At 40.6% G+C, this 12,372-nt stretch carries 9 protein-coding genes, 1 other RNA gene and 1 other annotated feature; of the genes, 6 read left to right on the forward strand and 4 right to left on the reverse strand.

What is annotated here, in order from left to right; genetic code table 11:
- The first annotated feature begins 11 nt into the window (after positions 1-11).
- Together ACQV1I_RS08200 and ACQV1I_RS08205 are read left to right on the forward strand one after the other, a co-directional pair.
- Positions 12-677: a DUF1385 domain-containing protein gene (locus ACQV1I_RS08200; RefSeq protein ID WP_094699263.1), complete on the forward strand. Its 666-nt coding sequence runs from the start codon at positions 12-14 to the stop codon at positions 675-677.
- 144 nt (positions 678-821) lie between these two features.
- On the forward strand, positions 822-1,976 hold the full coding sequence (locus ACQV1I_RS08205; protein ID WP_116334561.1) for an S-layer homology domain-containing protein: 1,155 nt from the start codon (positions 822-824) through the stop codon (positions 1,974-1,976).
- 50 nt (positions 1,977-2,026) lie between these two features.
- Here the strand turns inward: ACQV1I_RS08205 and ACQV1I_RS08210 are convergent, their stop codons facing one another.
- Both ACQV1I_RS08210 and ACQV1I_RS08215 read right to left on the reverse strand, forming a co-directional pair.
- Positions 2,027-2,557, reverse strand: a complete 531-nt coding sequence (locus ACQV1I_RS08210) for a gamma carbonic anhydrase (RefSeq protein WP_018673088.1) — start codon at positions 2,555-2,557, stop codon at positions 2,027-2,029.
- A gap of 139 nt (positions 2,558-2,696) precedes the next feature.
- On the reverse strand, positions 2,697-3,323 hold the full coding sequence (locus ACQV1I_RS08215) for a GNAT family N-acetyltransferase (protein WP_116334562.1): 627 nt from the start codon (positions 3,321-3,323) through the stop codon (positions 2,697-2,699).
- Positions 3,324-3,451: 128 nt separating this feature from the next.
- On the opposite strand from ACQV1I_RS08215, the gene rnpB reads away from it, so the two are divergent.
- An RNA gene (rnpB, locus tag ACQV1I_RS08220) (RNase P RNA component class B) lies at positions 3,452-3,841 on the forward strand.
- A 121-nt stretch (positions 3,842-3,962) separates the two neighbouring features.
- On the opposite strand, the gene asnB is transcribed toward rnpB, so the two are convergent.
- Entirely contained in the window at positions 3,963-5,807 is a 1,845-nt protein-coding gene (gene asnB / locus ACQV1I_RS08225; RefSeq protein ID WP_094699260.1) for an asparagine synthase (glutamine-hydrolyzing), read from the reverse strand.
- Positions 5,808-6,021: 214 nt separating this feature from the next.
- Between asnB and ACQV1I_RS08230 the strand changes: the two genes are divergently transcribed.
- Genes ACQV1I_RS08230 through ACQV1I_RS08240 form a run of 3 tightly spaced genes read left to right on the forward strand, consistent with a single transcriptional unit; the run spans position 6,022 to position 9,596 of the window.
- On the forward strand, positions 6,022-8,217 hold the full coding sequence (locus ACQV1I_RS08230) for a PAS domain-containing sensor histidine kinase (RefSeq protein ID WP_094699259.1): 2,196 nt from the start codon (positions 6,022-6,024) through the stop codon (positions 8,215-8,217).
- A 54-nt stretch (positions 8,218-8,271) separates the two neighbouring features.
- Positions 8,272-9,117, forward strand: a complete 846-nt coding sequence (locus tag ACQV1I_RS08235; RefSeq protein WP_116334563.1) for a deoxyribonuclease IV — start codon at positions 8,272-8,274, stop codon at positions 9,115-9,117.
- Positions 9,118-9,176: 59 nt separating this feature from the next.
- Positions 9,177-9,596 carry a hypothetical protein gene (locus tag ACQV1I_RS08240; RefSeq protein WP_094699257.1) on the forward strand — a complete coding sequence of 140 codons (420 nt, stop codon included), beginning with the start codon at positions 9,177-9,179 and terminating at the stop codon, positions 9,594-9,596.
- Between the two features lie 141 nt (positions 9,597-9,737).
- Here the strand turns inward: ACQV1I_RS08240 and argS are convergent, their stop codons facing one another.
- A complete protein-coding gene (gene argS / locus ACQV1I_RS08245) occupies positions 9,738-11,450 on the reverse strand; it encodes an arginine--tRNA ligase (protein ID WP_094699256.1) in 1,713 nt (570 codons plus the stop codon).
- 208 nt (positions 11,451-11,658) lie between these two features.
- Positions 11,659-11,926, reverse strand: a binding site (T-box leader).
- Positions 11,927-12,372: the final 446 nt, after the last annotated feature.

Below are 12,372 nucleotides of genomic sequence, written 5' to 3' on the forward strand. Positions count from 1 at the left end.
ATACCAACACCATGATTGCAGGCATTTCATTTGGCAATGGAGTCTTTTATCACAACAAAAATGTCATTGCATGTGCTGAGGTAAAGAACGGTGTCATCCATACATGGGCCGAGAAAATGGGGATAGGAACGCTATGTAAAATGTGGTGGCGTATTGTCAGCTCTCTGCCTTGGTACTATCATATTCTACATTTGTTGTTGATTTTGTATGTTTATTTCCCGGTTTTTGGAGAAGTTGATCCATTGTGGTTGGTGGTTTATGGAGCAGGCTTCCACTTTATTTTTCCAAAACAATTAAAACAGTTTCACGGAGCTGAGCATAAAGTATTTAGTTATTATGGGGAAATTAAACCTGAGAATTGGGAGAATATACAGCAGGCTTCTATTATCAATCGAGGCTGCTCTACGAATATGGTTACTTTTTTCTTTGTCTTTTTTCTCCCAACAATTTGTTTTTTTCCACTGTGGATAGCTGTTCTGATAGGACTTGCTGGAATAGGAGTATGTAATCTATTATCCAAATATGCACCAAGGCTAATGGAACCATTGTATCGTGTATCTGGTTGCTTGCAATATTATGTTACAACAAAGGAACCGGAGCGACTACATATGGATACAGCCATTCGGTCTTATGCTTTGTTTATTTACTTTCGGAGTATGGAGGAGGAGAGGGATTAGGTTATAGGTCTTTAGTTGGTATCTGTCTATGAATAAAGTTCGATGGATTCCCATTTTTTTGTCTGGTACTATTTCTTTCATACACATTACTTGGGAAAGGAATATGAAAGATCGAGATAAAAGAAAGAGAGTGGGAACAGACATATGAAGTTTAGTAAAGGCATCGTAGCAGGTATAACAACAATGTTTGTATTGATTGCGGCTTTTTGTATGCCTCTTCAGACACAAGCGGCGAATCCAAAAACCTCTAGCATTGTACAAGCGAGTACCTTCACTGATATAGATGAACATTGGGCGAGATCTTACATTCAATTTCTTGCAGAGCGTGGCATCGTAAAAGGAAAATATATCCCATTTCGTCCCAATGCTCCGATTTCTCGAGGAGAGGCAATTGCTTTATTGAATCGGGTGACTCAGTATTCCTATGGAGTCGTAGCCTCTCCTTCTGAAGCAGCTAAAGTAGATAAACGATACCCGCTTGTTCAAGAAATCAAGCAAGCGGTAGGCACTATGAATGCTATGTTGTATGCGGATCAGAAGGCATATACGCGTTTTAATCCAGGGGATAATGCGTTATATTTACTTCACCTTAGCGCTGTTAAAAAACCGTTGAAAATCGGGAGAATCTTGGAAAGTGATTGGTGGCTATCTTCCGAACATTTACAAGCACCGTTAAATCGAGAAGAAGCTAGTATGCTACTATTTCATACGATTCTGCCGAATATTCGATATGATTTACATATTGAGCCGGCTAAACTTCAGGAAGGTTTGAACGGCTATTATCAGGCGACGGTTTCGAATGCCTATCAGGATACGCAATCGTTGTATGCTACCGGAATTAAAGGGTATAAATTGCTGGAAGATCATTCAGGTCTTTTTCAACCAACCCAGACCATGACGAGGGCCCAATTCGCTGTCATTTTACAGCGTTTACTGATTGCAAATGAACAGCAAAAACAAAAACAATGGAGCGGCCCTGTTCAAGAGAAAACACGCATTAGCAATCTGATGCTAACAGCGGCCACCTATGCTTATCTAAGTAAGAATGAGCAATTGATGACTTCCTACTTCAGTAAAGATGCATTACATACGATAGAAAAGCTACGACCGCTACCTTTGCATGATATCATGGGTAGCTATCAAGTCATTGACAGTAATGACAACACAATCAAGGCGCAGGGAGCTTATTTTTCAAGTATGACGGGTAACTATAAAGTGGAGTATGAGATGATTAAAAGCGAGCAGAGTAGTAATCCGTATGGCTGGGTTATTACTAAAATTACTCATATCCAAAAATAAGAAACGATCGTGACCCTTTGAAGTGAGGGTACGATCGTTTTTTATTCGGTTTACCTTGAAAGTGGATTCTCTTCCAGCTTTCGATACATTTTACCTTTTTCCACATAAGATTGACGAACACGGCGTAAATCCTTAAAATCGTCTTCGTTTAATTCGCGCTTTACCTTCGCAGGAGAGCCTACGACTAGTGTACGAGGTGGTACTTTCATACCAGGTGGCACCAAAGCACCGGCAGCAACCATAGCCTCTTCACCGATTTCAGCTCCATCTAGCACGATAGAACCCATACCAATCAGAGCGCCTTGACGTACGGTACAACTATGTAATACGGCGTTATGGCCAATCGTTACATCGTCCTCAATTATGAGGGCACAAAGTGGACTTTGGTGAAGCGTACTATTATCTTGAACACTGACTCGCTTACCAATGATAGTGGGAGAGACATCGCCTCGTATGACCGAATTGTACCAGATCGATGTCTCCTCACCGATCTTAACGTCTCCTGTGACGACAGCACCTTTAGCAATAAACACGCTAGGATGAATCTGTGGCTCTTTGCCTTCAAAAGGAAGTAATAGCATGGAAAATAAGCCTCCTGTTCGATGATGAGTATTTCATTCGTGGGTACTATGTAGAGTTGTAATACTCTTTCCACAATTCTAACACACAACCATATAACAAGCTTTACTTAGGCGATTCTAAGCCTTGGATCGCTTTGTCTTATTCTTTTACTTTGGGAGTCTCATTTTTTTCTTCATAACCAACAGGATATGGGACGTTTTTATATTGCTCGTCAAACTTTTCTTTTGTTAGAGCATAGAATAGATGATCTTCCCAGTTACCGTTGATTTGGAGATAATTGGCACCGAATCCTTCTTTGACGAAACCTACCTTTTCTAAAACGCGTTGGGATGCTCTATTATGTGGCATGATATTGGCTTGTATACGATGCAAAAGTAGTCTGTCGAACGAAAATGAAATAATGAGATGGAGAGCTTCGGTCATATATCCTTGGCTTTGACAAGAATGATCTATATCATAACCGATAAAAGCATTTTGAAAAGGGCCACGAAATACTTGTGATAGTGTTATTTTACCAACAAGTCGTTCGCTAGTTTGTTCAAAGATTCCGAAAGAATATCGTTGATCCCCTTTAACCTCCTCCCATTGAGTAGTTTGATTTATGGCATTTTCGAGTGTGAAATAATTCTCATCACGCAAAGGTGAATATGGAGCATGAAATTGTTGATTCGTAAGTAAATAAGCTAGAAAAGATTTTGCATGTGCAGGTGTTAGTAATTGTAAAAAAATAAGTTTACCTTTTATTCGCAGGTTAAATAAATTCATCTCGAATCCTCCTAAAAATAAAGTGAGTAAGAAAAAAGTGATATTTTACATCTTTTAGTAACCTTTCCAGAATGTCAAGGTTGAATTGTACCCCTATATATGATAGATTAATCCTTAGTAAAGGCAAGGATTGTGGGTAGTCGCTGTTGTCACCAGCTTTTCTGGGAGACGATAGAGGAAAGTCCAGGCTCGCCCGGGCTGAGATGCCCGGAGTGTTCGTACCTAGTGCAAACTAGGGCAGTGAGGGTTGCCTCACTGACGGCGCAGAAAGGGTTCTCCCTGAGACCCAAGTACGCTGAAAGTGCCACAGAAACGTAGCTTCTCTGGCGACAGAGAAGATGGAACGCGGTAAACCCTGCGAGCGAGAAACCCAAATTAGGTAGGGGAACCGTCTGGACGGAATTGAACGAAAAGGACGGATGGCAAAAGGAATTTTGCCATAGATAGATGACTACAACTCTTCGTGCGAGGGGAAGGTCCGTTTGCAGCACGAGAGATACAGAACCTGGCTTATAGCATTCCTTGCTTATTCAATATTTTTTCAGTATAAATGTAAATGCAACAATAAGGCAACAAACAAATATGATAGTTTACAACAAGAAAAAACCGGTGCATCGGAGCGCCGGCTTTTTTGTTTTCTTACATGATACGTACTTTATATTTTTTCATCCAGAAGTCTACTTGCGCCAAAAAGGCAAACATTTGGGGAGTACTCATTAATTGACCAAAAAAAGGTATTTCAATTGCCGAAGCATCTGTTTGCAGGAGAGTACGTAAATAAGGAACATCCAATAGCGTATGAAGAGAAGAACTGTTATCATCTAATACATCGATAAGCCATTGTCTAGTTGCTTGGGCGTATGCAGGATTATGAGTTTTAGGATAAGGACTTTTTTTACGATCTAACACATCAGAGGGCAAAACCCCTTCTAGTGCTTTACGTAAAATGCCTTTTTCCCTGCCATCGTGCATTTTCATCTCCCAAGGTACATTCCACATGTATTCTACAAGTCTGTGATCGCAAAATGGAACACGTGCTTCTAAACTAGCCATCATACTCATGCGATCCTTTCGATCAAGTAAAGTATTCATAAACCAAGTATGGTTTAAATAAAACATCTCCCGTCGTTTCTCTTCTAGCCGATCTTCCCCATCCAAGCGAGGAACTTCAGCTAGTGAATTCCGATAACGCCCTTTTACATATGAATCAGGTTGTAACCAAGCCTTCATTTCATCCGAAAGCCATTTGTACCGTTGATCACTTTTTCTCGCCCACGGAAAAGTATCTGCAAACAGGGCTTCTTCTTGATGAAACCAAGGATAGCCTCCAAATATTTCGTCAGCACATTCACCAGAAAGCACGACTGTAGTTTCCTTTTTCATTTCCGCACAAAAGAGATACAGGGAAGCATCAATATCTGCCATGCCTGGTAAGTCACGGGCATATACAGCAGTTTGGAGGGCTTGCACCAACTCGGGGGTGTCAAATTCGATATAGTGGTGTTGGGTTCCTATATAATCACTCACCCGTTTAATCCATTGAGAATCTGAATCAGGCTGATAGGCATGAGCAGTGAAAAAGTGGTCATTATCTTTGTAATCAATGGAGTAGGTATGAACCATTCCTTTTCCTTGATGGTGATAATATCTTGCCGCAATAGCGGTAATGGCACTGGAGTCAAGCCCTCCTGATAGCAACATCGAGACAGGAACGTCAGCAACGAGTTGACGTTCGATTGCATTAACGACTAAATCCCGTATCGTATCGACGGTTGTCTCAAAATTGTCGGGATGTTCATGACTTTTCAAGCTCCAGTATGATTCTGTAGTAAAACCACTCCGAGAGTATACCCCGAAATAGCCGGGACGTAATTCATGCATTCCCTGGAATACACCGTGTCCAGGTGTGCGAGCGGGTGAAATAAGCAGTACTTCCGCTAAACCTTCCCGATCAACAATAGGCTCAATCTCAGGGTGTGCAAGAATTGCTTTCATTTCTGAACCGAATAGGAACTGCCCATCTTTTTCAAGATAAAAGAACGGTTTCACGCCCATTCGATCACGTGCAACGAATAAGAGCTGCTCTTTTTCATTCCAAATAGCAAATGCAAAAATTCCGTTTAGTCGCTCAAGGCATTTTTCTCCCCATTCTACGTATGCCGTGAGTAGTACTTCCGTATCTGAGTGGGAAGAGAATCGGTGACCACGGTTTAGCAATTCTTTGCGTAAATCTTCCGTATTGTACAATTCACCGTTATATACCAGTGTATAGCTTAGGTCTCCATAGCGTTTGGTCATTGGCTGAGTTCCGCCCTCAGGATCTACAACAATAAGACGACGATGTCCAAACACAACCCGATCATGGAAGAAATACCCCGTACTATCTGGACCTCTGTATTGAAGTGTCTCAGTCATTGCTTCTATGATCTCTTGTTCATCTTTTACATTCCGCATAAAACTAGCCCAGCCTGCAATTCCACACATCATTTCTCACCCTTTCTCTTCTGTACTTTTCTATTCAAACGATACTAAGCAAAACGGGTCATCTAGGCTCATCGTATGCAATATAGGCTAACATGGTACCCTGTCCCTTTTTTAAAACAAACGATAAAAAAGTTCTTTTTCCTTTACAATGCCTGAGCTTTGATGCGAATATGAAATATACATACATTTTATCCTTATTTTGGAGGTGCGGTTTGTGCGAGAGGTCATCTCGTGGTCAGAAACAGACGGATTTGTCTCTTTTGTTCAAAATTGTCCAGATGGAGTCTTAATCTTTTCTACAGAAGGGAATATATTGTATGCCAACCAGTCCTGGTATCACCTAGCAGGCAATTGTTTTACTGACGAATGTGAAGTAGATATTGATGCTTATCTACTCCGATTCAGGCAAGGGTTAGTAAAAATAGAGCCAAGTGTCATACAACCATTGAGTACCAGTCATGAGCCCCACATTGTTCAAATTCCTCATAAAAAAGGATGGATGATGGACATTTCATTTACACTTTTTCCAATTAATTGGTATAAAGGAAAAGCCGCTGTAGGGGCCCTTGTACGAGATGTGACAGAGCAGAAGCAAAGACAGAGGAAGCTTGAGGAAGTGGAACAGAGCCTTGATACCTTCATCAAGTACACACGCGATGCTATATTCCTGATTTCTCCGGATTTTAAAGTATTACGTATGAGCAATTCATTTCAGATCATGACTGGATATTCTCCTCAGGAACTTTATGACAACCCCAGAATCCTACTTCCTGACGATGTTGCATTACAAGAACAACAGCAACATTTCGATTATGTCATGAAAACGGGGAAGCCCGTATTATTTTATACGAAACGACGTCACAAGAAGGGCAATCTTCTTGAGGTTTGCATGACTTATAAACCTGTTTGTAATAAAGATGCTTGTGTTATAGGTGTAGTAGCGGTGATGCGTAATATTACCGAGCGTGTTCAGGTTGAGACTGAATTACGAGATGCTAAAGAACTGTTGGAATCTTTCGTAAACAGTGCTTCTGATTGCATCGTGCTTATTGATTTAGAGTGGAATATTTTAATGGTAAATCCTGCTTGTGAACAAATGTATGGGTACAGTTATGAAGAATTGATTATGCATCAAGAAAATCTACTAAAGCCAGTCATTTTGAAAGGGATTATTGGTAACACACAAAAGGCTATGGACGGAAAGATGGTTTTGGAAGAGGAAAATCAATTCACTCATCGGAATGGACATATTGTTCACACCCTATCATCTTATATTCCGATTCGAAATCATGAAGGAAAGATTTTGGCGGTAGCTTTGATTACGAGAGATGTGACGGAACAAAGGAGAATTGCGCAAGCACTAGGTGACAGTGAGGCTAAATATCGACTGATTTCTGAAAATATGACTGATCTTATTGCCATTTTGGATCGGAGTGGACGCTATATTTATGTGTCTCCTTCGTTTCAGACAATTTTAGGCTATACGCCAGAAAGCTTATTGGGAATGGATTATCGTAAGTGGGTACATACAGATGACAGAGAGTTTTTGAAGCAGGGGCGTAAGAGATTAATCGCTGAAGGTACCGTTACGCAAGTGGAGCTTCGCTATCAGTGTTCTTCAGGTGAGTGGATGTATTTGGAGGCTAATGGAACTCCAGTATTCAATGGAAAACAAAATTTAGAGCACTTTGTTTTTGTAGCTCGAAATATTACCGATCGTAAACAAGCGGAGGTCTTATTACGTAATTCGGATAAGCTATCGCTCATTGGGGAGATGGCAGCAGGGGTTGCCCATGAAATTCGTAATCCGCTAACCGCATTGCGAGGCTTTATTCAATTGTTACAAGATCAAACAAATGAGCATAATTTTTATTTTGAGGTCATGATATCTGAATTAGATCGAATCAATTTTATTGTAAGTGAGTTATTAGTACTAGCGAAGCCACAGGTTCAACATGTGAAGCAAAAAAATGTAGTAGATCTCGTCCGCAATGTGATGACGTTATTAGAGAGCCAAGCATTGATGCATAATGTGCTTTTTCAACTCGATGTTGAAGAGCAGCCCATATTGATTACTTGTGAAGAAAATCAGATGAAACAAGTCTTTATAAATATCATGAAGAATGCCATGGAAGCAATGCCTAATGGTGGAATGATCCATATAACGGTAAAACAAGAAGGGCTGATGGTTGATATTTGTTTTCGTGATGAAGGATGCGGTATACCGGAAGATCGTGTTAGTAAACTTGGAGAGCCTTTTTATACTACAAAAGATAAAGGAACAGGGCTGGGCCTCATGGTTAGTAAAAAAATCATCCGAGATCATCAGGGTTCCATACTCATTGATAGTGTGATAAATCAAGGAACAACTGTGCATGTGAATGTACCTCTCTCTAGTCTGAAACAATAATAAAAAAAAATAACAAAGTAGCAACGAGAAACAACAGTCAAAGGAGGTGACAAATTGCACATCGGTTGTCATGTAAGTGTACGCCAGGGGTATACAGAGGCCTCGCGGATAGCGAAACGCTTGGGAGGGTCTTGCTATCAGTATTTTCCTAAAAACCCGCGCAGTTTACAGGTCAAATCATTTTCGATACAGGATGCGCATAAATGTCGTGATTTTTGTGAAGAAAACGGAATGATTTCCATTGCTCATACACCATATCCAACTAATCTGTGTATAGAGGGGAAGGGGGAACATGCGGCAATGGTTGCCTCCGTACGCAATGATTTGGAGATTGCGGATGCCTGTGGATCTATTGGAGTTGTCGTTCATTTTGGGCAATATAAAGGAAATCACTCAGATCCGTTATATGGCTATCAATTGATGATCCATTCTCTAAATGAAATTTTAGAGGGGTGGACAGGCAATGCGCTCATTTTACTTGAAAATAATGCTGGGCAGGGAAATAAGATGGGTTTGACATTAGAAGAGCTTGTTCAAGTACGTGCACTTATCAACAGACCAGAACTGGTCGGGTTTTGTTTAGATACCTGCCATGCCTTTGCAAGTGGGTTTTGGACAGGAGAAAATTGGATAGATGTGCAGAAACGAGGCGAGGAATTAGGGTATTTTACTCATTTGAAAGCGGTTCATCTCAATGATTCTCGCTATCCTACAGGCTCCTATCGTGATCGTCATGCTGATATTGGGTGGGGAGAGATCGGAGTAGAAAGACTAGGTGAATTGATTAGAAGTAAGGTTATTCGTGAGGTTCCCCTATTTTTAGAAACGCCTGGAGAACGACCTGGTGGCCATAAGGCAGAAATCGCTTTTGTCAAACAATTGTTTGGAAGTCCACAGTAGGATATGATTAGAGTGACCGTACTTGAGAGCGGGCAATTTTACTAGACAGAGGAGATACTATGACACGTACAATTAAAGTAACCATTCACAACTTTGATAAAATCAAAGAAAATCTAGCGGAGATTAATGAACTAAAGCTTTATGAAGAAGCAAACGGCAAAGTCTTAGAAGCAGAGATTGAAACAGATGGCTATGCTATTGTAGATATTACAGAAGAAGAGTACATTGAATTAGCACCTGATGAGTATGAGCTGATGATTATGGAATGGAAAGTGGCTGGTAAAATAGACGAGCTGATTTTAGAAACGATGTCAGACCCTAATGACGATAAGGCAATGTTGTATCGCGGTGTTGATCCTATTGGAACTGTGAAAGTAGAGCCAGTTTCCTTACCGAAAAAGCTGGTAGAGCAATTAGCAAAAGCTTGGTTTTCAACACCAAAGCCAGCTGTTGAACCAAAAATAAATGAAAAAGAGTAAGAGAGTATTACATTAGAGGTGCTTTGTTAAAGCAGGATCTAAAAGAGGCGGGAGAAAAATCTTCCTTTTTTCCTCATGGAAAGAAGCTTTTTGTTTTAAAAATAGAAGGGCACCTACTGTGTTAGGTGCCCTTCTATTTTCTTACATTTCTTCAGGAGCTTCCAATCCCAATAGACGAAGTCCTTCTTTTAGTACAACAATGACTGCTGCAACCAATTGCAGGCGAGCTTGTTTTACTTGTTCATCTTCTGCAACAATACGGACATGTGCGTAGAACTTATTGAAGGTTTGTGCTAGATCAATCACGTATTTTCCAATCTGAGAAGGATCGAATTGATCACAAGCTTTCTCAAGAATAACAGGGAACTGCATGAGAGTAGTAACGACCGCCCACGTTTCTGGACCCTCTAGAGCTTGATCTACTACTGTGACTGCTCCTGGTTGGTAGCCACCTTTTTTCAATAGAGAGCAAGCACGGGCATGTGTATATTGTACGTAAGGCCCTGTCTCTCCTTCAAAAGTAAGCATTTCTTCCCATGAAAAGTTGACATCATTTAAACGATAATTTTTCAAATCATGGAAGATAACGGCACCTACACCGACTTGGCGAGCGACCTGTTCTTTATTTGGAAGAGATGGATTTTTCTCTTGGATAACTTTGAGTACATCAGTAATTGCTTGAGACAATACTTCTTCTAACAGAACAACTTGCCCTTTACGAGTGGACATTTTTTTACCATCTTTTAACATCATGCCGAATGGAATATGATGCATGTTATTCGCCCAGTCATAACCCATTTTTAATAAGACCTTAAATAATTGTTGGAAATGCAGACGCTGTTCTCCACCAACTACATATAATGCTTTTCCGAAATCATAGTGCTCATGACGATAAAAAGCGGCAGCTAGGTCGCGCGTCGCGTATAAGGTAGCGCCATCGCGTTTTTTAATCAAGCAAGGAGGCATGTCGTACTCATCTAAGGATACAACCATTGCGCCATCCGATTCTGTTAATAATCCTTTTTCCTCCAACAAATCTACAACGCGATCCATTTGATTGTTGTAGAATGCTTCTCCATTGAAGGAGTCAAAGGAAACACCCATCAATTCATAGATTTTCTTAAATTCTTTTAGGGATTCATCGCGGAACCATTGCCATAATTGCTGGGCTTCCTCATCGCCATCTTCTAATTTTTTGAACCATTCGCGACCTTGGTCTTCAAGTGTTGGATCATTTTCTACTTGTTCATGGAAGTGAACATATAGCTTCAGCAATTCCTTAATAGGCTCGGCTTTTACTTTATCCTCGTCGCCCCATTTTTTATAGGCAACGATTAGTTTACCAAATTGTGTACCCCAATCTCCTAAGTGATTGATTCGAACTGGCTGATAACCATGCTTTTCCATGATGTTTGCAAGTGCATTTCCGATAACGGTTGAGCGTAAATGTCCCATTGAGAATGGTTTCGCAATGTTTGGAGAAGATAAGTCGATTGGTACCTTTTTACCAGCACCAACATCAGTAGTACCATAAGCAGAACCCTGCTCTAGAATGGTTTCAATACAAGTGGTAATAACACTGGTTTGATTATAAAACAGATTGATATATGCATTTGCCACTTGTACTTCTTGTAAGAAAGGCAAGGAAATCTTAGAAGCTAACTCTGTTGCGATCATTGGTGGTGCCTTTCGCAAAGCTTTCGCTAATTGGAAGCAAGGGAAGGCTAAATCACCCATCTGTGGGTTAGGAGGAGTTTCGAGTATGCCTAGGACACGTTCGCAGGAAAAATCCTCTACGCCCATGTCAGTTAGAGCAGTGGAGATTTGTTCGGCAACAAGCTGTTTGTAATTCATGTTTATTTCATCCTTTCTTTTAATCGATCGACACAAACTTTCAGGGAATATCTGATCATTCCGTGAAAAGTGGGATACAAATATAAATATAACCATAGGGTATACAAGCATAGATCGTTTTGATTAGAAGGAACATACGATGGTACAAAGTAACAACAGCAAAAAACCTCCCGTCTCTTTTGGATAGATACCATCACAAATCAATCCGTAAAGAGACGAGAGGTTATTTTTAGCATACTCCCGCGGTGCCACTCTTCTTGTTTTTTTCAATTAGACCAATCATTGATCTTAATTGGAAAAAAACCTGCTTGATAGCTGTAACGGGCAAACCCGGCGAACTCTATACATTGTCTATAGACAAGATTCAAGCCGCGTCTCCGAGGTGCGCTTCATCATGGCCGTTCTATCAGGCTTCCACCAATCCTGACTCGCTAGTAGCACGGAACCATCATTACTTTCCTCATCATCGAATACATGGTTATATAGCGTCTAGTATACCCAACAAAAGGCATTCTAGCAAGGTTTATCACTGTCTCTTTTTTTGCTGATCCCATTGTTTAAAAAAATAGGTGGTCAGAGCTTCTTTATCAGTGGCAGACTCAAACTGCTGTTTGTAATCTTTATGTGGGTCAATGAGGCTTGAAACACAGATGTATGTAAACATGCTTGATTATTTTCCATGTAAATCCCTCCATCTTTCCCCTTTATCCTAGCAGAGGGCAAGTATCTCTACAAGCGAGGAAATGTAAGGAAAAGAGAGCAAAGGGGCATGTGCCTGCCCCTTTTCCTCTAGGTATATTGGTGAAGTGTGCAAACCTGATTTGATTCTCTGGTGGCTTTGTTGTTGTATCTAATAAATTAGGATCATGTAGAGTTGCGTGTAGATAAAGAAGAGCATAACTGTATTCAGGTTTGTCGGTGA

Source organism: Brevibacillus sp. JB24b (assembly GCF_051713385.1).
In the GTDB taxonomy this organism is placed as follows: Bacteria; Bacillota; Bacilli; order Brevibacillales; family Brevibacillaceae; genus Brevibacillus_B; species Brevibacillus_B laterosporus.

Coding starts and splice junctions, on each gene's coding strand:
- ACQV1I_RS08200 (WP_094699263.1), top strand. CDS start 12: ATGATTGCAGGCATTTCATTTGGCAATGGAGTCTTTTATCACAACAAA.
- ACQV1I_RS08205 (WP_116334561.1), top strand. CDS start 822: ATGAAGTTTAGTAAAGGCATCGTAGCAGGTATAACAACAATGTTTGTA.
- ACQV1I_RS08210 (WP_018673088.1), bottom strand. CDS start 2,557: ATGCTATTACTTCCTTTTGAAGGCAAAGAGCCACAGATTCATCCTAGC.
- ACQV1I_RS08215 (WP_116334562.1), bottom strand. CDS start 3,323: ATGAATTTATTTAACCTGCGAATAAAAGGTAAACTTATTTTTTTACAA.
- asnB (WP_094699260.1), bottom strand. CDS start 5,807: ATGTGTGGAATTGCAGGCTGGGCTAGTTTTATGCGGAATGTAAAAGAT.
- ACQV1I_RS08240 (WP_094699257.1), top strand. CDS start 9,177: ATGACACGTACAATTAAAGTAACCATTCACAACTTTGATAAAATCAAA.
- argS (WP_094699256.1), bottom strand. CDS start 11,450: ATGAATTACAAACAGCTTGTTGCCGAACAAATCTCCACTGCTCTAACT.